General features: G+C 63.2%; 23 protein-coding genes. 9 read left to right on the forward strand and 14 right to left on the reverse strand.

The window, feature by feature from the left end:
- Window positions 1-361: 361 nt before the first annotated feature.
- From P4U43_RS03995 to P4U43_RS04005, 3 genes are read left to right on the forward strand one after another with little or no spacing between them, the layout of a single operon-like run.
- Entirely contained in the window at window positions 362-1,966 is a 1,605-nt protein-coding gene (locus P4U43_RS03995; protein ID WP_277357556.1) for an alpha/beta fold hydrolase, read from the forward strand.
- Complete coding sequence (locus tag P4U43_RS04000; RefSeq protein ID WP_277357557.1) at window positions 1,963-2,523, forward strand: hypothetical protein; 561 nt, start codon at window positions 1,963-1,965, stop codon at window positions 2,521-2,523. Before P4U43_RS03995 ends, P4U43_RS04000 begins: the two co-directional genes overlap by 4 nt.
- 40 nt (window positions 2,524-2,563) lie before the next feature.
- Window positions 2,564-3,322 (forward strand): class I SAM-dependent DNA methyltransferase, encoded by a 759-nt coding sequence (locus P4U43_RS04005; protein WP_277357558.1) that lies wholly within the window; start codon window positions 2,564-2,566, stop codon window positions 3,320-3,322.
- Here the strand turns inward: P4U43_RS04005 and P4U43_RS04010 are convergent.
- Together P4U43_RS04010 and P4U43_RS04015 are read right to left on the reverse strand one after the other, a co-directional pair.
- Entirely contained in the window at window positions 3,319-3,639 is a 321-nt protein-coding gene (locus P4U43_RS04010) for a transcriptional regulator (RefSeq protein WP_277357559.1), read from the reverse strand. The two genes, P4U43_RS04005 and P4U43_RS04010, sit on opposite strands and share 4 nt — an antisense overlap.
- On the reverse strand, window positions 3,620-4,078 hold the full coding sequence (locus P4U43_RS04015; protein WP_277357560.1) for a hypothetical protein: 459 nt from the start codon (window positions 4,076-4,078) through the stop codon (window positions 3,620-3,622). Before P4U43_RS04015 ends, P4U43_RS04010 begins: the two co-directional genes overlap by 20 nt.
- A 66-nt stretch (window positions 4,079-4,144) precedes the next feature.
- Between P4U43_RS04015 and P4U43_RS04020 the strand changes: the two genes are divergently transcribed.
- Window positions 4,145-4,618 carry a hypothetical protein gene (locus tag P4U43_RS04020; RefSeq protein WP_318532999.1) on the forward strand — a complete coding sequence of 158 codons (474 nt, stop codon included), beginning with the start codon at window positions 4,145-4,147 and terminating at the stop codon, window positions 4,616-4,618.
- A 253-nt stretch (window positions 4,619-4,871) separates the two neighbouring features.
- Here P4U43_RS04020 and P4U43_RS18045 read toward each other — a convergent pair whose 3' ends face one another.
- On the reverse strand, window positions 4,872-5,084 hold the full coding sequence (locus P4U43_RS18045) for a TetR/AcrR family transcriptional regulator C-terminal ligand-binding domain-containing protein (RefSeq protein WP_404800694.1): 213 nt from the start codon (window positions 5,082-5,084) through the stop codon (window positions 4,872-4,874).
- Between the two features lie 253 nt (window positions 5,085-5,337).
- Here P4U43_RS18045 and P4U43_RS18050 point away from each other — a divergent pair, with 253 nt between their 5' ends.
- The gene (locus P4U43_RS18050) at window positions 5,338-5,778 is read left to right on the forward strand and encodes a VOC family protein (protein ID WP_404800695.1); all 441 of its coding nucleotides are present in this window, start codon (window positions 5,338-5,340) and stop codon (window positions 5,776-5,778) included.
- Complete coding sequence (locus P4U43_RS04025) at window positions 5,730-5,864, forward strand: hypothetical protein (protein ID WP_277357561.1); 135 nt, start codon at window positions 5,730-5,732, stop codon at window positions 5,862-5,864. Before P4U43_RS18050 ends, P4U43_RS04025 begins: the two co-directional genes overlap by 49 nt.
- On the opposite strand, the gene P4U43_RS04030 is transcribed toward P4U43_RS04025, so the two are convergent.
- From P4U43_RS04030 to P4U43_RS04050, 5 genes are read right to left on the reverse strand one after another with little or no spacing between them, the layout of a single operon-like run.
- The gene (locus P4U43_RS04030; RefSeq protein ID WP_404800696.1) at window positions 5,861-6,040 is read right to left on the reverse strand and encodes an AsnC family protein; all 180 of its coding nucleotides are present in this window, start codon (window positions 6,038-6,040) and stop codon (window positions 5,861-5,863) included. The two genes, P4U43_RS04025 and P4U43_RS04030, sit on opposite strands and share 4 nt — an antisense overlap.
- A 28-nt stretch (window positions 6,041-6,068) precedes the next feature.
- Window positions 6,069-6,881: a bifunctional allantoicase/(S)-ureidoglycine aminohydrolase gene (locus tag P4U43_RS04035; RefSeq protein ID WP_277357563.1), complete on the reverse strand. Its 813-nt coding sequence runs from the start codon at window positions 6,879-6,881 to the stop codon at window positions 6,069-6,071.
- A 10-nt stretch (window positions 6,882-6,891) separates the two neighbouring features.
- Window positions 6,892-8,157, reverse strand: coding sequence for a DUF6986 family protein (locus P4U43_RS04040; protein ID WP_277357564.1), 1,266 nt, complete (start codon window positions 8,155-8,157; stop codon window positions 6,892-6,894).
- Entirely contained in the window at window positions 8,158-9,756 is a 1,599-nt protein-coding gene (gene aceB, locus P4U43_RS04045) for a malate synthase A (RefSeq protein ID WP_277357565.1), read from the reverse strand.
- 9 nt (window positions 9,757-9,765) lie between these two features.
- Window positions 9,766-11,181 carry an NAD-dependent malic enzyme gene (locus P4U43_RS04050; RefSeq protein WP_277357566.1) on the reverse strand — a complete coding sequence of 472 codons (1,416 nt, stop codon included), beginning with the start codon at window positions 11,179-11,181 and terminating at the stop codon, window positions 9,766-9,768.
- Window positions 11,182-11,451: 270 nt separating this feature from the next.
- Between P4U43_RS04050 and P4U43_RS04055 the strand changes: the two genes are divergently transcribed.
- The 3 genes from P4U43_RS04055 to murJ all read left to right on the forward strand — a co-directional run bounded on the left by P4U43_RS04055 (window position 11,452) and on the right by murJ (window position 14,570).
- On the forward strand, window positions 11,452-12,213 hold the full coding sequence (locus P4U43_RS04055; protein WP_277357567.1) for an IclR family transcriptional regulator: 762 nt from the start codon (window positions 11,452-11,454) through the stop codon (window positions 12,211-12,213).
- 23 nt (window positions 12,214-12,236) lie between these two features.
- Window positions 12,237-12,824, forward strand: coding sequence for a DinB family protein (locus P4U43_RS04060; protein WP_277357568.1), 588 nt, complete (start codon window positions 12,237-12,239; stop codon window positions 12,822-12,824).
- A gap of 213 nt (window positions 12,825-13,037) precedes the next feature.
- Window positions 13,038-14,570, forward strand: coding sequence for a murein biosynthesis integral membrane protein MurJ (gene murJ, locus P4U43_RS04065; protein WP_277357569.1), 1,533 nt, complete (start codon window positions 13,038-13,040; stop codon window positions 14,568-14,570).
- Window positions 14,571-14,615: 45 nt separating this feature from the next.
- On the opposite strand, the gene P4U43_RS04070 is transcribed toward murJ, so the two are convergent.
- From P4U43_RS04070 to uraD, 6 genes are all read right to left on the reverse strand, one after another.
- Window positions 14,616-15,812: an ATP-grasp domain-containing protein gene (locus P4U43_RS04070; RefSeq protein WP_277357570.1), complete on the reverse strand. Its 1,197-nt coding sequence runs from the start codon at window positions 15,810-15,812 to the stop codon at window positions 14,616-14,618.
- A 187-nt stretch (window positions 15,813-15,999) separates the two neighbouring features.
- Window positions 16,000-17,346 carry an 8-oxoguanine deaminase gene (locus P4U43_RS04075; RefSeq protein ID WP_277357571.1) on the reverse strand — a complete coding sequence of 449 codons (1,347 nt, stop codon included), beginning with the start codon at window positions 17,344-17,346 and terminating at the stop codon, window positions 16,000-16,002.
- Between the two features lie 169 nt (window positions 17,347-17,515).
- Window positions 17,516-19,087: a nucleobase:cation symporter-2 family protein gene (locus tag P4U43_RS04080; RefSeq protein ID WP_277357572.1), complete on the reverse strand. Its 1,572-nt coding sequence runs from the start codon at window positions 19,085-19,087 to the stop codon at window positions 17,516-17,518.
- Between the two features lie 121 nt (window positions 19,088-19,208).
- A complete protein-coding gene (gene pucL, locus P4U43_RS04085; protein ID WP_277357573.1) occupies window positions 19,209-20,162 on the reverse strand; it encodes a factor-independent urate hydroxylase in 954 nt (317 codons plus the stop codon).
- 2 nt (window positions 20,163-20,164) lie between these two features.
- Complete coding sequence (uraH, locus tag P4U43_RS04090) at window positions 20,165-20,506, reverse strand: hydroxyisourate hydrolase (RefSeq protein ID WP_277357574.1); 342 nt, start codon at window positions 20,504-20,506, stop codon at window positions 20,165-20,167.
- Complete coding sequence (gene uraD, locus P4U43_RS04095; RefSeq protein ID WP_277357575.1) at window positions 20,503-20,997, reverse strand: 2-oxo-4-hydroxy-4-carboxy-5-ureidoimidazoline decarboxylase; 495 nt, start codon at window positions 20,995-20,997, stop codon at window positions 20,503-20,505. The genes uraH and uraD overlap by 4 nt, the downstream gene beginning before the upstream one ends.
- Between the last annotated feature and the right edge of the window lie 203 nt (window positions 20,998-21,200).

Raw genomic sequence — 21,200 nt, forward strand, 5'->3', positions numbered from 1 at the left:
GAGGCCTACGAACGCGGCCGCACGGGATAATTCGGCCAGCTTCTAGGAAGCACTCACGACGTGAGCGGTCCTGGTCAACGCTTGGGCCGCTCACGTTCCATCATTGCATCGAGCGAATATCAATGTCACCCATGGGGGAAACGTGACCATACCCAATTTTGTGGTGAGCCCGGCTCACAACAGCGTCTTAACACTTTCAGAGCGGATCGGTGCCATACCGGCTCTGGCCTCCAGCTGTGAGGTCTTGTATAACCGTGCAACGAAGCGAAAAAATATCGGCGCGTGGCAGATCAGCCGAGAGAGCGAATCGGTCCGGGCACCACGGTTGGTATCCGTCCTGAATCCTCTTGCGCAACCCACAGTGAACACCATCCTGCACGTGGTGCGCGCCAGCGCGAACCTGTTCCTCCTAGCCGGGCCATCTTGGCCGACCGCAACCAACAACGGTTCGCGGGCCGCGGCCAGTGTTGTTTCCACGCTCATTTCGGGGTTGCTTTCTCCGATCGACCGATACGGGGCCGATGGCGCGGACCAGGCCACGACCGTCACCCAGGGCACGAACGCGATTGCGCGCCTGGTCAGCGATGACGCATCCCGCGATGTGATTCTGTGGTTCCAATCCATCCAGTGCACCATGTCCTACGCGGTGGCCGGGTGGGCCAAGATGTGTGGCAGGCCCTGGCGCGACGGGAGCGCGGTCAAGGACATTGTGCGAACTAAGACGTACGGCCATGAGGGGCTCTGGAAGCTACTTGAAAGCCACCCGCTGATCTCCAAGGCCGCCAATTACGGAGTCCTCGTGTGGGAGTGCGCATTCCCGGCGATATACTTCCTGCCCACTCCCCTGTCGCGGGCCTTCTCAGCTACGGGCATGCTGTTCCATATCGTGAACGGTCCGGCCATGGGATTGTGGCGGTTTGCTTTCGCGTTCGGATCCCTTCATCCCGCCCTGCGGTATACCATTGAAGGCAGCCCGCGGCGGGAGGCGTTGCGCACCCTGGCTGCTTACTGTACCGCCGGAATGGCGGCGGCGCTCACCATGGGATGGGTAGGTTACGGGCGGCGTCGGAGCCGCTTGCGGGACGTTCTGGCCAAGAGGGAGCAAGTAGCAACCCGTCACGGGAATGTTTTGCCGCTTGAGCTGACTGCTGACACCGGGACCGGTCCGGTTGTGGTCTTCGAAAACGGGTTGCTTGGCCTGCCCGAACAGTTCCACTGGATCCAGCAAGATCTCCACAGCCGCGGCGTATCCAGCGCAACCTACATCCGTGCCGCATATCTTCCCGATGCGGGCACAGCCCAGGGCCACTACCAGATTGATCATGCGGTCGATGAGCTGGTCGATGTTATCGAGCACGTCCGGAGTCGCCGGGAGGGTCGCCCGTTGATCCTTATCGGCCATTCTTTCGGCGCTGAACTCATCAGGCGCGCTGGTTTGAGAGCACCCGAATCCGTTGTGGGGACGGTGGCGTTGGACCCCACCCATCCCAATCAGTTCCGCGCCTCGGCCCTTCAGGCGGGCAGCAAGCAAACTTTCACCGACCACCTTGTACTCTTTCGTTCGCTGATCACGGCGCGGCTCGGCGAATTTCTCGTACACCCGGACTGGGTACGAACCCTTCCCGACCAGGTCAAGAAGGAAGCGTTTGATCAGTACGCGGACCCTGCTCTCTGGTACGGCGGCCAAATGGAGTGGAACGCTGTGCTGGGAGAAATGCCCGACGACGCGTCGGAAGTCGCAACGATCGATTCCAGCCTGGTCATATCCGCTGGCCGGACCATCACCTCGGACAGTGTCCTTGACCGGCTCCACCAGGAACTCGCCGGTCAGCGCCATGTCGTTGTCGATGACGTCACGCACGAATCCATGCTCAGCAACCGGGCACACTCCCTGAAATGTGCTCAGCACATTCACGAGTTCATCACCGCGATACCGCAAACGACGAACGAGGAGACAGCAGCATGAACATACCGGTACGGCACGTCCTAGCAGCCGCTTTGGGCGGGCATATTGTCACGACCCTTCTGGCCCAGTTCCCCAACGACGCGTTCTCAAGGATGAAATCGCACGATTTCTTCTCGCTCGTGCCCAGCTGGAGGTTCTTCGCGCCGACACCGGCACGATCCGACTACCACCTCTTCTGCCGTGGCGTGAACGACGAGGAGCTCTCTGGATGGGTGGACGTCCACCAAGTCGGCCAACGACGACCCCTACAACTGATCTGGCACCCCGAACATCGAACAGAGAAAGGGATGTTCGACGTCATGGCCGATCTGTTGCGGGCCTTCCCTTACGTAGATGGAGAATCCATCCACAAATTGAGCGCCTACAGGGTGCTCGAAGATTACGTTCTCAGTAAGGCTGAATCCGCCAGCGAAATAGAACGCTTCGACCGCTACCAATTCTGCATAGTCGGCTCCGGCGGGTACGACGAAACCATCCGCCCGAGCGTCCTGTTCGTTTCGCGCGAAAGCAGCCGAGCTGTGCAGCGCGAACACCAAACGCTACGGATCGCCGCATGATCCCGCCACAGCCCTCCTTACCGTTCGAGCGGAGCTACGCATGAGTTACGACGGGCACTACGCCAACGTGTACGACCAGATTTTCCACCAGGAAGACATGGCGCGCTCCACAGCGGACTTCCTGGGCGCTCTAATGCCCGAGCACTCGGCAAAAGCGCTGGAACTCGGAATCGGCACAGGGCGGGTAGCCCTGCGCCTTGCCGCCAAAGGCCATCCCATAGTCGGAGTTGACGCCTCACAAGGCATGCTGGATGTCCTGCAGGAAAAACTGACGGAGTTTGACACGTCCGCGGTCGAGGTACACCTCGGTGACATGGCCACATGGGAACCCCTAGGGGAGGAAAAATTTGAGCTGGTCTATTCGGTGCTAGGCAGCATCGCTTGCCTACCCACCCTGGACCAGCAGCGGGCAGCCCTGATCCGGGCCTGCGCGAACGTGGCCGACGAAGGACACCTAGTCATCGAGTCCTACAACCCTCCACCGCTGCTCCGGGTATTCGATCAGGTCCCCTCCTTCGAAGCCAGAGCCGAATATCCGCATGCTGCCGCCCAGCTGCACTCACTAGGGAAACTGGACGATAATCGGCTGTCGGTAACACTGGACCACACATGGAGCGACGGCGGCGGTGACCGGAACTTCCTCGAACAGGTTCACCTCATCGACCCACACATCATCTCAAGCATCGTGCAGGAGAACGGACTCGAATTATCCGGCCTCTACGGCGACTGGTCTCGCTCGCCCTACGACGAGTTCACAACGGCCATGTTCGTCGCTGCCTTCAAGCGCACCCATACCTAACTCTGCGCCGACAGGGATTCCGCGTTACTCGACGCGATGGTAGCCAGCGCCTGCAGGTTCTTCCGAAAGGCTCCCTGGCCACCATCGGTGCAACGAATATATGTGCGCGAACGGCGGCCGACCTTCCGCTTCGAAATTTCGATATGACCCGCAGTTTCCAGAACCGTCAGGTGCTGGGACAGGCTCGAGTCGCTGAGCTCGATGGCATCACGAAGCGCACTGAACTCACACTCATCAAGCCCGATGAGGAACGCCACTATGGAGAAACGCACCGGCGAATGGATAACCGGATCTATCTCATGCCGTGTATGTGTCATGGTTACCTGCCGGCCGGCGAATAAGGAAGTAGGAACCGATCACGTAGAAGGGCAGCGTCGCTGCGACGGCAGCGGAAACCGCAACGGCAAGAGAGGAGTTCGCCGGAACCAGCACATCGAGAGCTATCGACAGCAAGACCCACAACACGATGGCCAGCCCTACATGCCAGGAATTAGGAATAACCTTGCGTGCGCGGAAAAACAAAGAAGCCGCCCATAGGACAACCATCGTTACGCCGATGACGAGAAGTCTCAGTTCGAGCGGCCACGGAAGCACGAAACCGGAGGGAATGAGGACAAAACCCACGACGCACATCCATACGCCGAACCACCTCGTGAGGCGGTATTGAGAGCGCTGAACAGAGTAGAGCTGACGTTCCTGCAGGCTGACTGGCTGCTCATTTGAAGACACCTGTGCCTCCTCGTAGTCACGATTCATAAGTTGACTTTAGCACTTCTAAAATATTTCATGAAGAGGACCAAGAAGCTGAGTGAAGGGGACCAAGTGCAAGAGCTGATCGACGGACTGCAGGATGCCACCATCGGTGTGCCGCCTTTGCTTCAATGGACGATAATATTCCTGGCCGGGGCCTTACCCTTTGTTGAGTCCTACTTTGGGACGGTGTTGGGGCTTGTTGCTGGGCTCCCGTTCGTGGTCGCGCTGGGCGCTGCGGTCCTGGGGAACTTTATCAGCATGTTTCTCCTGGTCTCCTTTGGGCACAATATTTACTCCTGGTGGTCCAAAAAACGCACAAAGCCGTCACCAAGACATGAGAAGTTCATGCGCCGATTCGACCAATATGGGGTGGCCGGAGTGAGCCTGCTTGGTCAGGCAATCCTGCCCAGCCAGATCACCTCGATGCTCATGGTCACCGCTGGCGCGTCTAAACAGAAAGTCATTCTGTGGCAGAGCATTTCCATCGTCCTGTGGGGGATCGCGTTCGGCGCCTTGGCCAGTGCCGGCCTCAGGCTTATCTAGGAGAGCCCCTTCCAGCCCGCAGGTCGATGAAGGGCCGTTGCGTCGGGATCAGAACCAAACCAGAGCCCATTTCCTACACAAAGGACACCAGCGCGCGGAACCCCGTCCGCAAGCTCCATCGGCGCGAACGAGGCAGCGATAGCCTGCCCATAGCATGGTCCTATTCCCGCCGGGCCCTTCCACCGTGCCAAAAACCCCGGTGCGGAAACGCTGGACAACTTTTTGGGCAGCCACCCGGCGTCACGTCTCGGCGTCAACGGCACCGGGTGCCGGGCGCCGGGCGTTCCCTCGGCGTGACGCTGCGCAGAATGTTCCTTGTCAATGCATCTGCGAAAACCCCGGTCAGCGATTCATCCGGAATCAAGAGCCGGTGATAGCAGGCACCCCATAGCTGATCGACCATGACTTCGGGATCAACATCTTGAGCGAGCTGATCTTCCTCCTCGGCGCGGCACAGTCGGTCCACGGCGGGACGCTCCAATGAGGCCGAACAGCCGTTCGAGTCTTAGGATCTCCCAGCAGAAGCGAAGTACTCACCACGAAATCTATGCCCACTCATGGAACGCAACCTCCAACGACGGTTTGTAGCGCGATCGGCGCGATAGTCAATACCGCGGCACTGCTGTGCAGTACGGATCTTAGCGTCGACCCCGCACCAGCTAATGCGCGTCGATAACTACGCTGCCCCGTCCTGGCCGGAAGGACCATAACATCAGCAGATGTACTTGGATGTCACTGTAGAAGACCTCGACTCTGCTACCCACACTGCTACCGCACTGGGTGCGAGAACGGCGGAGCACCAAGCTTCCCCGGATCAATGGCGAGTGCTACTGGATCCCGCCGTTCCCTTTCCGCCTTACCGCGGTCCGACCGATTTAGTTCCGACCAGATTTAGAAGGCCCTCGGCGAACCAGTATTCGGCATACGGGTCGTTGCTGCGCTGGTCGAATCTGGCCATCAACTCCCGTCCAAACAGGGTAAGTCTGCACTCCCTGATTAGGAATTCGAGCGATGCCGATAACGGCCCATACGTCAGCCCCAACTGCGGTCCGCAAAAGGTTGGGCGATGTTGCGGAGGAGGCTGCCACCGCGAACCCATAGAATTCCCGAAGTGGGGCAAGGAACCCGGCGGGTTCCCTACCCCGCCCTTGCTGGGCTAGCGCTGATGGGCGGTGCGGTGGTGTCTGGCGCTTTCGGGCAGGGAGCCGATGTTCGCGAGCTGCGCGACCAACTGGGAAGGCGTTAGCGCTTTCCGTACTTGCGGTGCACTGCCTGCTTGCTGACGCCGAGACTGAGCGCGATCGCCTCCCAGGACAGGCCGGCCCGCCGACCCGCACGAACAAGGGATGCTTCCGTCCGTGAGACTTCCTTCTGCAACTCCGCAACAGCTTGCAGCGCGTCCGCGGGACCTTTCCCATCCATTGACGCCACCTCCATAAGCCTGAGCCGCTTAGGTCAGCTTGATCTGACGGTTCACGTCCTTGTACAGCAGGTAGCGGAAGTTGGACGGCCCGCCGGCGTAGCAGGCTTGCGGGCAGAATGCGCGCAAGGACATGTAGTCGCCCTCCTGGACCTCCACCCAGTCCTGGTTCAGCCGGTAGACGGCCTTGCCTTCCAACACATAGAGCCCGTGCTCCATGACGTGGGTTTCAGCGAAGGGGATGACGGCACCCGGCTCGAAGGTGACCACATTGATGTGCATGTCATACGCCATGTCATCGGTGGGCAGCATGCGGGTGGTGCGCCACTTGTTGTCGGTGCCGGGCATGGCGCCGGGCTCGATGTCCTTCTCGTTGCCAACGCGGGCCTTCGGCGTGTGCCCGGCCAGCGGCTGGTATGCCTTGCGGATCCACTGGAACTTGGCGAGCTCCGGCGCGGAGTTGGACACTTCCCATTCAGCGCCCGGCGGGATGAAGGCGAAGCCGCCCGGGGTGAGGTCGTGGAGTTCACCCTCGAGCTTGATGGTCAAAGCGCCCTCTAGGAGGAACACGAAGGACTCAACCCCGGCTTCGGGCTCGGGATTGGTGGAGCCGCCGCCCTGCGAGACCTCGAGCAGGTACTGGGCGAACGTCGTCGCGCCGCCTGCCACCGGCCGGTTCAGGACCCAGGTGCGGGTACCGGTCCATTCAGGGAGTTCGCTCACCACGATGTCGCGGAGGACTCCGCGAGGAATCACCGTATAGGCCTCCGTGACGACGGCGCGTCCGGTCAGCAGATCTGTCTGCGGAGGCAGGACGGTTTCAGGTGCGTAGTAGTTGCTCAACGTTCAGTCCTTAGATGTTTTCAGCTGTTTCGGGAAGTTTCCGCGGATGCGCAAGTGCTTCCAGATCAGGAAAGGAGATGCCGGCCAGCTCGTTCACTTCAGCCTCCGTCACGGCGCCGCACAGCACGCCGCGGTGGACAAAGCGTGCCAGCGCACGGGCCGTTGCAGGCTCGTCGAGAATTGCGCTTTCGATCTGATGCACGTAGTTACGAAGGCGCTGCGCCGCTGCCGGCAGGCCCTCGCGGTAGAACGCATACGTAGCAATGAACCGGCTCGGCAGCTGGGCGGGATGGAGGTCCCAGCCCTGGTAGTAGCCGCGCTCCAGCGAGCGCCGAACCAGCCGGGCATGCAGCGCCCACGCCGCGGATACCTCGGCATCACTGCCGACGGGCAGGATGTTCGTTGACCCGTCAGACAGCCGAACGCCGGTGCCTGCAACCGCCACCTGCATGACCTGCTTGGCGTAGTCCGCGGCTGGGTGCTCCATGGACTGGTATTCCGCCGCGATCTGCAGTGAATCGCTGTAGTCATACGTCCCGTAGTGCAGTGCAGAGACACGGCCCTCGGCCCGGTGCAGCAGCTGCGCCACGGGTACGGTGCCATCCGCGGCCAGGATCAGCTGCGGCGTTTCCATCTGCACCTCGAAACGCAGCCTGCCCGGCGCGAGTCCGTGCACCGCTTCAAGCCGCTGGCAGGCGAAGACCATCGCCTCAACCTGCGCCACCGTGGAGACCTTGGGCAGCGTGAGCACCAGCCCCTCCGGCAGCGGACCCTCAGCCAGCAGGCCGCCCACGAAGAGATCCAGCGTGCGCAGCGCGCGTCGGCGGGTGGGCTCCTCGAAGCACTTGAACCGGATGCCGATGAACGGCGGAGCAATCCCGTCGCGCACAGCCCGGGCCACCGCGATGGCGGCGCGGGAAGCGTCGGCGTCCTCCTCGTCGTCGGGCCGGTTGCCGTAACCGTCCTCGAAGTCCAGGCGCAGGTCCTCGATCGGCTCAGCGGTGAGCTTCGCGCTCACCAGCGTGCCGACGTCGTTGTTTACTCCCAGCGCACTGCACAGCGTATCCATGCCACCGGCGCGCTCGACGGCGGCAGCCGCCTCCCTGCCCCAGTCACCGGGAAGCGAGGGCTGGTACCTGTCCGCCGGCACGTACACCGTGTGGACGGGCTGGCGTGAGCCGGTGTCCCCGGGATAGCCGATGCGGAGGAGCCGGTCAGTATCCGCGAGCTTCGAGTCGATCGCCGCATAGTCGTCGAAACCTAGCGCGAACTCCACTCAGTTCACCAGCTCATAGGCGGGGAGAGTCAGGAAGTCCGTGTACTCGTCGGAAACGCAGATGTCAGCGATCAGCCGGCTTGCGGGCTCGTAGAACCTGGTGAAAGCGTCATCTCCGACCTCTCCGTGTAGCCGCTCCGTTTCCTCGGCGAGGATCGAGTTCACCAGCTCGGCAGTCACCGTATTGCCAGTGTCGGCGAGGACCACCTTGTTGCGGATCTGCTGCCAGACCTGCGAGCGCGAGATCTCAGCCGTCGCAGCATCCTCCATGAGGTTGTGAATAGCTACCGCACCGTTACCGGAGAGCCATACCGCCACGTACGCGACGGCGACATAGAGGTTGGCACGCAATCCCACCTCGGTGACATCGCCGTCCGCGGATTCGACATCGAGCAGCTGCTCGGCGGTCACCTCGACCTCAGGCCGCTGCCGGTCGATCTGGTTCGGCTTATCCCCCAGAACGGCGTCGAACACTTCGCGACACACGGGCACGAGGTCGGGGTGCGCAACCCAGGAGCCGTCGAATCCGTCGTTGGCTTCGCGGGTCTTGTCCGCGCGGACCTTATCGATGGCCTGGGCGGTGATCTCAGGTTCGCGGCGGTTGGGAATAAACGCCGCCATACCGCCCATGGCAAAAGCGCCCCGGCGATGGCAGGTCTTGACAAGCAGCTCGGTGTACGCCCGCATGAACGGTGCCGTCATCACCACGGACGCACGGTCCGGGAGGATGAAGGACTCCCCGCCGTCACGGAAGTACTTGATGATGCTGAACAGGTAGTCCCAGCGGCCGGCGTTCAGGCCCGAGGCGTGGTCGCGAAGCTCGTAGAGGATCTCGTCCATCTCGAAGGCGGCAGGGATGGTTTCAATGAGCACGGTGGCACGGATAGAGCCCTGCGGAACTCCCACGTAGTCCTGCGCGAACACGAAAACGTCATTCCACAGCCGGGCCTCGAGGTGGCTCTCCAGTTTGGGCAGGTAATAGTACGGGCCGCTGCCGTTCTCCAGCAGGTGCTTGGCGTTGTGGAAGAAATGCAGACCGAAGTCCACCAGGGCGCCGATGGCCGGCTCGCCGTCAATGGTGATGTTCTTCTCGGGCAGGTGCCAGCCACGGGGACGGGCAACAACGACAGCCAGCGGTGCGTCCGTGCGCAGCGCGTACTCCTTGCCCTCCGGTGAGGTGTAGCTGAGTGTGCCACGGGCGGCACCGTGGAGGTTGAGCTGTGAGTCGATGACGTTGTGCCAGGTGGGGGTACTGGCGTCCTCGAGGTCGGCGAGCCAGACTTTGGCGCCGGAGTTCAAAGCGTTGATGGCCATCTTGGCGGGCGACGCCGGGCCGGTCATTTCGACGCGGCGGTCCTGAAGCTGGGCAGGCGCTTCGGCGACGGTCCAGTCGCCTGCGCGGATCTCGGCCGTTTCGGGAAGGAAATCGAGGCGGCCGCTCTGGGCCACGTCCTCGCGGCGCTTGCCGCGCGCGGCCAGGCGCTCGTTCCGTGTGTCACGGAACTGCTGGTGCAGCTTCTCGATGAACTGGAGCGCCTCTGTGGTGAGGATGGCCTCCGCGCCGGGTGCCGGCGTCGTATCTGTGACTTCAATCGACATGTCCTGCTCCTACTCTGCTGATTCTGCGGCTGAACCCTGATGAGCGGCGTGCGCCGCTGCGGCAACCGCTGCTGCCACATCACCTGCCACGTGCGGATCGAACACGCTCGGGATGATGAAACTGGCATTGAGTTCATCATCGTCCACCCGAGCGGCGATTGCATCCGCTGCGGCAACCAGCATCTGCGGCGTGATGTCGGACGCCCCTGCGTCGAGCAGCCCACGGAAGAAGCCCGGGAAGGCGAGCACGTTGTTGATCTGGTTCGGGAAATCGCTGCGGCCGGTGGCCACTACCGCGGCGTGCCGGGCAGCGACGATGGGGTCGATTTCCGGGTCAGGGTTGGCCATGGCAAAGACGATCGCCTTGTCAGCCATGGACTTCACCTGCTCCTCACCGAGGAGGTTCGGAGCACTGACACCGATGAAGACGTCCGCGCCGTTCAGTGCTTCATGCAGCGTCCCGGAGAAAGCATTCTGGTTGGTGTTCTCGGCAATCCAGCGGCGGTGCTCGTCGGTGTAGTTCTGCCCGCTGTGGATGGCGCCCTTGCGGTCACACGCCACGATGTTCTTCGCACCCTGGGCCTGCAGCAGCTGGATGATGGCTGATCCGGCGGCGCCGACGCCGGAAACGACAATCCGCACGTTCTCGATCTTCTTGTCCACAACGCGGAGGGCATTGGTCAGCGCGGCCAGCGTCACAATGGCGGTGCCGTGCTGGTCATCGTGGAAGACGGGAATATCCAGCTCCTCGCGCAGCCGGTTCTCAATCTCGAAGCACCGGGGAGCTGCGATGTCTTCGAGGTTCACTCCGCCGTAGACGGGCGCGAGCGCCTTGACGATGCTGATGATCTCTTCGGTGTCCTGGGTATCGAGGCAGACCGGCCAGGCATCCACGTTGGCGAACTGCTTGAAGAGTGCGGCCTTGCCCTCCATGACGGGCAGCGCGGCGGCGGGGCCGATATTGCCCAGCCCGAGCACAGCTGAGCCGTCCGTCACCACAGCGACGGTGTTGCGCTTGACGGTGAGGCGGCGGGCGTCGTCGGGGTTTTCTGCAATTGCCATACAGACGCGTGCGACGCCGGGAGTGTAGGCGCGGGAGAGGTCGTCCCGGTTACGCAGGGGAACCTTGGGGACAACCTCGAGCTTCCCGCCGAGGTGCATCAGGAAGGTGCGGTCGCTCAGCTTCTTCACGTTCACGCCGTCGAGGGCGTTGAGGGCGTCACGGACGCGCTCGCCGTGAGCAGCGTCGGTGGTGTTGCAGCTGACGTCCACCACGATGCTGTCATGGTGCGACTCAGTGACATCGAGCGCAGTGATCGATGCACCGGCGGAGCCGACGGCGGCGGCCAGCTCAGCAGTAGCTGTGAAGCTCGACGGCGCCTGAACGCGCAGGGTGATTGAGTAACCGGGGCTAGGACTCGCCATTGATGATCCTCCAGATAAGTTATTTCGTATTGTGGATATTATTATCTACTAAGTGGAATTGCAAGCGCGGCGCCTTGGGGGCCGGAGCACAGAAACGGCCCGGAGGTGCAGGGCTGCCGCTTCGAACCGGCGGGGCCGCACTTGCGGGCAGTTTCTGCGCCGAGGGCCGCACGGGCCCACGGCCCCAACACCAGTTTCCACTCTGCGGAAGTAGGGTATCTTTGGAGAAGTTATTCCGCTGTGCGGATAGTTTCTAGCAAGGAGTGCCAAATGGCCGAGAAGGCTGCAGGTGGCGGCGTCCAGTCGGTGGAGCGCGTGTTTGAACTGCTGGAGTTGATTACCGACGCCGGCGGTGAGGTCACGCTGAGCGAGCTCTCCTCCTCTACGGATCTCCCCCTGCCCACGATCCACCGGCTCCTGCGCACCCTGGTGATGAAGGGCTACGCCCGGCAGCTCCCCAACCGACGCTACGCCCTAGGCCCCCGCTTGATTCGCCTCGGCGAGGGCGCCAACAAGCAGCTCGGCGCGCTGGCGCGTCCCCAGCTGAAAATGCTCGTGGACCGGTTGGGCGAGACCTCGAACATGGCGGTGCTCGACTCCGACATGGTCGTTTACATTGCTCAGGTGCCGTCGTCGCACTCCATGCGCATGTTCACCGAAGTGGGGCGCCGGGCGCATACCCATGACACCGGCGTCGGGAAGGCCATCCTGGCCCAGCTCGACAATGAGACCGTGCGCAACATCGTGACCAGGGCTGGCATGCCCACGCCCACGGAGAAGAGCATCAAGTCCGTGGACCAGCTCCTCTCCGAACTCGACAACATCCGCGAGCGCGGCTACTCCATTGATGAGCAGGAGCAGGAACTGGGGGTTCGCTGTTTCGCGATGGCCGTGCCCAACGCTCCCACCCCTACGGCCATCTCCGTCTCAGGACCAATCTCCCGCGTGGACGAAGGGTTCGCTGACAAGGCCATTCCACTGCTGCGCTCCGCGGCGCAGGCGATCTCGGATGACCTCAACCTCGCAAGCTAGGTGCAGCCAGTAGAGTGCCACCCATGAATGACAAAGAGGTTCTGCACCGCTACCTGCGCCTGCGCCGCGCTGACCTGCTCGCGAAAGTGGACGGCCTCGGCGACTATGACGCGCGCCGGCCGCTGACCCCCACGGGCACCAACCTGCTGGGCCTCGTGAAGCATGTCGCCAGCGTGCAGCTGGGTTACTTCGGTGAGGTTTTCAACCGGCCCAGCGGCCGGGAGCTGCCGTGGTTCGACGACGACGCCACCCCGGAAGCCGATCTGTGGCTCACCGCTGAGGAGACCCCGGAGGAGATCATTGAGCTGCACCACTTCTCCGCGGCGCACACTGACGCCACCATCGAGGCACTGCCGCTCGACGCCGTCGGGGAGGTCCCATGGTGGGCACCTGAGCGCCGGCAGGTGACCTTGCAGCAGATGCTCGTGCACATGTGCGTTGAGACGGCCCAGCACCTCGGGCACGCTGACATCCTTCGTGAACAGCTCGACGGCGCCACCGGCCGCGGGCCGGATGACCCGAACATGCCGCAGCGCAGCGCCGATGAATGGGCTGAGCACTGGGAACGGATCGAAACGGCGGCACGCCATGCCGAGCAGGGCGCCACCTGACCCCCTCGCCGCAAAGCTGCTGCGGAAGCATCGCCGGCCACATACCATTCCATGCAGGTTTGGAGCGCTGGTACGGCGTGTCCTCCAAGACACGCCGAAGATAGGGGGCGTTGGCCAGCAAACCTGCACACAGCGGTTTCGTATCCGCCAATCGTGCACGGAACGGGCGTGGATGCAGCGCTTCACCGCCCAGACAGGATAGCGTGGAATTTCGTGGCCAGACTCGGAGGTAAGTCGATCTCCAGGGCTGCCGTCCTTGTCGCCGGGCTGACTGCAGTTTCCACGCTCCTCGGGTTCCTGCGCGACGTCGTCATAGCAGCAATCTTCGGGGCGGGTGCCGAGCTCGACGCCTATCTCGTGGCGCAGGGGCTGATGAACATCGTGCTGGGCCTGGTTGCCTACGCGATGGCCCGCTCCGCAACACCCGTGGTCTCCCGGGAAGCAGCGGTTGAAGACGGCAACTGCAGGGGACACACCGGCTTCGATGTCGCCTTCACCCTCACCATGGTGGTGCTCGGGATCGGCGGCGTGGTCATGGCGATCTTCGCCGGTCCTGTGGCCTCGCTGCTCGCACCAGGATTCGACGCCGAGACCACAGCCACAGCTGCCACGCTCACGCGCATCGTGCTGGTGGCAACGGTGCTCGTGGCGGGTACCGATCTGCTGGCCGCACTGGCCCAGTCGCACGGACGCTTCGCCTGGGCATCCCTCCAGGGCGTCCCGTTCAACCTGATCATGATCGCGGCGGCCGGGCTCTTCGGCCCCCGCTACGGCATTGCGGCTCTCGCCGTGGGATTCGTTGTGGGCTCCGGCGCACGGCTCCTGCTGCAGTTGCCCCCGCTGCGCAGCCTCGGCACACGGGTGCGCCCCCGCCTGCAGCTGAAGGATCCAGGCTTCCGGGAGATCGCCGTACTGGTCCCGGCAATGCTGGTGGGCAGCGCGGTCGGGAATGTGAACACACTGGTGGACCGGGCTGTGGGTTCCACGCTTGAGGAGGGCGCGATCACTGCGCTCTCCTACGGTTGGCGGCTCGTGAACCTCCCCGAACAGCTGCTGATCGCCTCCCTGCTCGTGCCGCTGTATCCGGCGATCAGCGCTTCGGTGCGCGACCTTACAGAGCTCAGGCGGCTCGTGAACCGCGGCCTCTCAGTGACTGTGACCATCCTGGTTCCACTCTGCGTTGTCCTGGCGGTCGCTGCGGAGCCGCTCGTGGAAGTGGCCTTCGGCCGTGGCGCCTTTTCCCCGGAGGACATCGAGGCCACCGCCACCGCAGTGCTCTGGTACGCGCCGGCACTCCTGGCCCTGGGCATCCGCCAGGTAGTAGTGAGTACCGCGTACGCCCTGGGCGACGCCAGGGCTCCCGTAGTGATCTCCGTGCTGGCCATGGTGGTCAACGTTGTGGGTGACATTCTGCTGGCACCGGTGATGGGAGTCGCAGGCATTGCGCTGGCCACCAGCGCCTCACTGGTCCTCGCCGCCGTTGCGAATGCGTGGCTTCTCAGAAGCAGGCACGACGGCGTGAACCTGCGCGAGGCTTTCGTCCTCCTTCTCCGCGCTGCCCTGTTGGCGGCTGTTGCCGGTGCTGTCGGGGTTGTCCTGGCGAGCCTCGTTGCCGGTCCGGCGCTGATGACGTCCGTCGTCGTGGTGTTTGGGGTGTGCGGCACCTACGCGCTCGGGCTGGTTGTGCTGCGTGCTCCGGAGGGCCGGGTGCCCCTCGACATGCTGCGGGCGGCACGACGCCGCTGAGCGGGGGTGCTGCCTTCGACGCTGTTGCTTACTAGACGCTGTTGCTTATGCGGCGGACGGGCGAAGCGTCACCGGTTTGTCCCGCGTGAACCGCGCAAAAATCAGGTTCAGGGTGGGGCCCGGATCCTTCACGTCCCACACACTGTGCTGTGCACGGCTTGCCCAACGGACGGTGTCGATGAGGTCCGCGGCAAGCCCGCCCCGCCGCTCGATGCGCGCGCGGCGTAAATCTCCCGCAGTCCACGCGTACCTAAAGCCGGCGGGCGCGTCCGCAAGATGCGGCACCGTCTCGCCCAGAGCCAGCCTGCCCCATGCGTCGGCCAGGCCGGGGCGGGCTGCATTGGTGAGAGCGATGGACCCGAAGAACCGGCCGTTGAAGTCGATCAGGTGGGAAACGCCGTCGTCGTCTGTCAAGAACTGTAACTCCACCAGTCCCCACCAGCCGATCTCCGTAAGCAGCGCGTCAACCTGTTGCGCCAGCACCGCGTCGACTGCGACTGTCCGTGCACGAGCTGACGCTCCGTTGGGTGTGGGCCAGAGCCGCGGCGTTTCCTGCTGGACCCTTCCTTCAAGGCGGCCGTCGCGGAAAAAGCCGATGAGCGCACCGAGTTGTCCTCGTATGGGCTCCTGGAGGAGCGGCTCAGCGCCGAGTTCCTCCATGTGGTTGACGCGTTCCTTGGCGGCGGTCATGCTGTCGAACAACCGCGCCTCGATGCGGTGCGGCCTCGTCTGCCCCGGAGACCAGTGCGCACGCGACTTCACCACAACGGGACCCTCCCAGTCAGCGATCGCCTCCGGCGTGGCAGGCACTGTGCGGGGCGCCGCCAGTCCCACCCGGCCGGCGCTCTCCGCGAGCAGGACCTTGTCCAGCGCCCGCTCGACCGCGTCCGGGGAAGGGTGTGCCACAGTCGTCGGGATTTGGTGCCGGTAGGTTGCGAGCGCAGCCATCCAGTCGTCGCCGCCGCCGAAAACCACGTCATACCCGCCGGCCTTCACCGCGGCCGCTACTCCGTTGATGAAGGCCTTACCGTCGCCTCGGGGACGAGGAACTGTGTGACAGACGGCGACGGCGCGTGAGGAGCAGAGCATCCCCCTTCCCTCAGGCGTGCCCACCCCCACGGTCCAACCGGCTGCGCGCAGCGAACGAGCGGCCGCGAGCGCACCGCGGTCACGGGATGTGCTGACGATCAGTGCACGGCGGTGCGCGTGTGAAGCGTCATCAATTCTGGGCTGCGTGTCCACACGGCCTTCCGATAGGCGGGAAACGTCTTGTCCCAGCCTAGGAAGCGCAGATGAGAAACAGATGATAGAGCGATTGAACGGCGAGTCGCAAGCACCGGAACCGCCCTGGCAGGCGGAAGGTCTTCCGGAAAAGTGCATCCTCTGCATGCACTGCATGCGCCTGCCAGGATCAGGGGTGCTGCAGCTTTCAGCCAACCAGCCGCCGTGCTGCTGCCGTGTGCTCAGCGATCAGCGATTCGAGATCCAGCCCGACAACGACGCCGTCCTCCACCCGCCATTGGCCACCGATCATCACCCGGTCGGCGCGGTCAGCACCGCAGAGCAGCAGCGCCGACAGAGGGTCGTGGCTGCCCGAGAATCGAAGGTCATCCAGCCGGAACATCGCAAGGTCAGCCTGTTTGCCCACAGCCAGTTCCCCGATGTCGCTCCGGCCCAACGCGGCGGCCGATCCGCGCGTTGCCCACCCCAGAGCACGGGAAGGGGTGGCGCGCTCGGCGCCGTACCGCAGCCGTTGGATATAGAGAGCCTGGCGCGCTTCGAGGATCAGATTGGATGCATCGTTGGAGGCGGACCCATCCACACCAAGGCCCACCGCTACGCCGGCCTCCTCGAGTTCGATGGCCCGGCAGATCCCTGAGGCCGGGCGCATATTCGATGTGGGGCAATGCGCCACGCCGACCCCCGCGGCTCCGAGCTGGGCAATCTCGCTGTCGTCGAAGTGGATGCCGTGGGCCAACCAGGTTCTCGGCCCCAACCAGCCGACGCTGTCGAGGTACTCGACCGTCCTCATGCCGAACCGCTCCCGGCAGAAGTCTTCTTCGTCAAGCGTCTCAGCGAGATGGGTATGCAGCCGGACGTCATGGAGGTCGGCAAGTGCAGCGCTGGCCTTCATGATCTCCGTAGTGACCGAAAACGGTGAGCACGGCGCCAGCGCAATCTGAACCTGCGCACCTGCAGCGCGTTCGTGGTACTGCCGGATCAGCCTCTCACTGTCAGCGAGGATCACTTCGGGGTCCTGCACCGTCTGCTGGGGCGGCAGGCCGCCGTCGTCCTCCCCCAGTGTCATGGAACCGCGCGTCAGGGTGGCGCGCATGCCGAGCCTGCGCACCACCGACACCTGCACATCGATCGATTCCTCCATGCCGCCCGGGAACAGGTAGTGGTGATCCGCGGCCGTGGTGCACCCGGAGAGGAGGAGCTCAGCGAGCGCCGCAGTCGTCGCCAGTTCGAGATCACGGGGCGTGAGCCGCGCCCATACCGGGTAGAGGTTCACCAGCCAGGGGAAAAGCGGCACGTTGACCACCGGCGCCCACGCGCGGGTGAGCGTCTGGTAGAAGTGGTGATGCGTATTGATGAGTCCGGGAAGCACCACATGGCTCCGGGCGTCGAAGACGGAGTCGTACCGGGCGGCCGGCGTTGCTCCCGTCCGGACCAGTTCCACAATGGCGGCGCCTTCGATCACGAGTCCACCTCCGGCGTCGGATTCATTCGCGGTGAAGATGGCGAGCGGGTCTCGCACCCAGATGCGTTGCATGATTGGATTTCCGTTCCGTGATTGTCAGGGGATGACGTTTGAGTGGCACGAAACGGCACAGGACCACCGCGTGACGGCGGAGTGTGCCGTCAGCTCAGTGGTCCTGTCTGCTGATCCAGGTTGTGGTCCCTGCCTGCCCTGACTCTCGCCAGGCAGGCAGGGATCCAAGTCAGTGCTGGTGCCTTGGAGTCTCGTCGCAGATTTTGCGAATGTCCTCGACGCAGCTGATCTCGCCGTTATCGAGTTTCTGCTTGACTACGGTGTACTGCGCCGCGGTCACTACGGGGATCTCGGTACCGTCCGCTGCCACGAGCTTGCCGCCCTGGAAGCTGTCGCCGTCCTGGAGGGCGGTGAGCTCGTCTGCCCGCACCATGCGCGGTGGGCTGGCAACAAAGACGGAAGCGCGCTCCGGATTACCGGCCTTCAGGTGGTTGAAGAGCAGGTTCATCAGCACCGCCATGATGGCCGCCGAGCTGATTCCCGAGTGGAAGATGATGCCGAACCAGGTGGGGAAGGCGTCGTAGAAGGTAGGGGACACGACGGGGATCGTACCGAAAGCGAGCGCCACGGCAACGATCACGAGGTTCATGTTGCCCTCGTAGTCGACCTTTGCCAGCGTGCGGATGCCGCTCGCTGCCACGGTGCCGAAGAGAACGATGCCAGCTCCGCCGAGTACCGGCGTCGGAACTGCGGCAACCAGGCGTCCGAGGATGGGCAGGAGCCCCAGGATGACCATGATGAGGCCGCCCGCGGCTACGACATAGCGGCTGCGGATGCCCGTGATTGCCACCAGGCCCACGTTCTGCGCGAAGGCAGTCTGCGGGAAGGAGTTGAAGATCGGAGCGACGGCGCTGGAGAGCATATCGGCGCGGAGGCCGTCGGCGATACGGCGTGAGTCGACCTTGGTCCGAGCGATTTCACCGACGGCAAGGATGTCTGCCGTGGTTTCAGTCATGCAGACCAGGATCACGATGGTCATCGAAATGATCGCTGCGATATCAAAGACAGGCCAGCCGAAGGCGAACGGCTGCGGGAAGGCGAAGATGGCACCCTCAGCGACGTTGGAGAAATCGGCGAGGCCCAGGAGCGCCGCGATGATGGTTCCTGCCACAATGGCGAGCAGGATCGACAGGCGGGAGATTGCCGCGCTGCCCAGCTTGCTCATGAGGAGAACCAGAGCCAGCGTTCCGGCGGCCAGCCCGATGTTCGTGAGGCTGCCGTAGTTGTCAGCGGTCCGGTTTCCGCCCATTGCCCAGTTGGCAGCGACAGGCATGAGGGTCAGGCCGATGGTGGTGATGATGACACCAGTCACTACCGGCGGGAAGAATCGGATGATCTTCGCGAAGAACGGCGCAAGGACCAGACCGATCACGGAGGCCACGAGGACTGCGCCGAAAATGGTCTGTAGTCCTCCACCGCCGCTGATGATCGCAGTCATGGTGGCAACGCCGGCAAAGGAGACGCCCTGCACCAACGGGAGCTGGGAGCCGAAGAACTTCACACCGTAGCTCTGCAGGATGGTTGCGGCACCGCCTACGAAGAGGCAGGAGGCAATCAGGACGGCGATGTCGTCCTGGGATACGCCGGCGGCAGTTCCGACGATGAGCGGAACGGCGATGATTCCGCCGTACATGGTGAGGACGTGCTGGAACCCGTAGGCGAATGATCGTCCGAGGGGCAGCCGTTCATCCTCGGGGCGCTGGGGTTTGGCCTGATGTTTCATAGAGCTGACTGCTTTCATGAGTATGACTTCCTTGTCTCACATGAGTAGTGGGGTGAACGGCCGGGCACGGGCTTGTGCCGGGCCGTTCGCGGTTGGGGCGGCGTTCCTGCCGCGCAGGCGCCCGTTCCCAACCGTTTTCTCAGCAGAAGCCGGGGATGTTTGCCCAGATTGCTGCTTCGTTGGTTGATCCTTCGGCGCGCTCGCGTTCTACGGTCGCCTCGATCAGTCCGTACGGCCGGTCGGCCGCGAAGAAGACCTCGCCCGGGTTGTCGACGCCGAACGGCTCGAGATCCACGAGGAAGTGGTGCTTGTTCGGCAGGGAGAGCTTGATCTCCTCGATTTCCGGGTGTGCCTCCAGTGCCTGCTTGCCCATCTGGAACATGGTCTGCTGCAGAGCGAGCGAGTGGGTCTGGGCGAAAGCATCGAGGAAGATCTTGCGAACGCTGGCGTACACCGCGTTGAAGTCGATGTCCGTGGTATTTGCTGCGTAGCGCCAACGGGCGGTCACATCGGTCGCGAGGATGCGGTCCGTGGTTTCCTGCAGAGTGGTGTACTGATCCCGCGGGAACCCGTGGAACTCAGAGCCGGTCGACTTCAATACGGTCAGATCCTCGATTCCGGCGACGATGTGGCGCGTGCCGTTCTCAATGAGCAGCACAGCCGTGCGGGTTTCCGACTTGTTGCGCGAGAACGCGTGATCGTGGTCGCTGATGCGGTCCCAGAAGTACTGCTCCGCCTCCCAGCGTCCGCCGGAAACCCAGTCGAAGCTTTCGGTGAAGTGCTTGCCGAGGCGCAGGAGGAACTGCTCAGGAGAGCCAATACCTTCACGGGAGAACGCGTACACCGTGTTCTTCTGCGTGTCTGTGGCAACAACGTGTGAGTTGTCTCCCTCGGTGTGGGCGGTCTCGAAGTCGCCGTGCAGCTGTGAGGTGACGTTCAGGTCCTCGATCTGGTGCCGCGCAGTGTCGCGGGTGATCTTCACGAGCCTGCATTCGGCCTTGCCGTACTGGTTCCGACCCAGGACGATGCGGCCGCTGTTGCCCGCGGTGTTCTCGTTGGTGTTGGCGTTTGTTTCGATGGTCGGTGTCGTCATTGTCAGCTTCCTCGGTAGGTGGAATAGGCGAAGGGACTAATCAGGAGCGGCACGTGATAGTGCTGCGCCGGGTCGGTAAGTTCAAAAATCAGTGAAACGGAGGGGAAGAATGTTTCCGTGCCGGTCGCCGCAAAGTAGGTGCCGGTCTGGAAGTCAATCCGGTAAGTGCCCGCCTCCAGCGCTTCAGGGCCCAGGGAGGTGATGCGGCCGTCGTCGTCGGTGTTTCCCTCCCCGATGTCCTCCCAACCATCCGCACCCAGCCGGTGCAGTGCGGCAGCAACGCCGGCGGCGGGACGTCCCGTACCGGTGTCGAGCACGTGGGTGGTTATGTGGCTGCGGCTCATGCTGCGAGGACCCCCTTGAGTCGAAGGATGGCGATTTCACGCAGTTGCTGGGCGATGATCTCCAGCTCCAGCGCGGGCGTATTCTGCAGCCGCTCATCGAGAGCGGCGAGGATGTCCTCGGCGCTTCGACCGGCGGCCCGGATGAGGAAAACCCTCCCGAACTTCTCCTCGTAGGCACGGTTGCCTGCCTGGAGCGCGGTCTGGGTTTCGACGGCGGTGCTGACGCCGGCCTGCTCACCACGCGACATGGTGGCTTCAGTGGTATTCCCCTGCGCCCGGTCACCGATGCGCGGGTGATGCGCCAGGGCGCCGTCGATCTCGGCTTCCGTCCAGGGATAGGCTGCCTTTTCGGCGAACGCAATCAGGTCGGCTTCCGAGGAGAAGGGCCGCGCGTCCACGATGGCCTCAACCCAGCGCGGGATGTCAACGCATGGCGTGAGTTGGGCAGCGGCCACTTCGGGGGTACAGGTATTGAGGGTTGCAAGAGGCATGGGTGTCAGCTTTCTATGAAGCGCTATCGCCAGCGCTGAACACCCTTACCCTCGAACGAATTCGATTTGACTCGATGTTTCCGGCGACAGTCCAGGAACCGTGTGGCTCTGGTTCAGTTTCTATATGGTGGAATTTTTATTCCGATTTCATTGTAGCCCTGATCACATGGTAACTGTCAAGCGTTACCTGGATCACATGATAG

It is taken from the genome of Arthrobacter vasquezii (assembly GCF_029455255.1).
Taxonomy (GTDB): domain Bacteria; phylum Actinomycetota; class Actinomycetes; order Actinomycetales; family Micrococcaceae; genus Arthrobacter_D; species Arthrobacter_D parietis.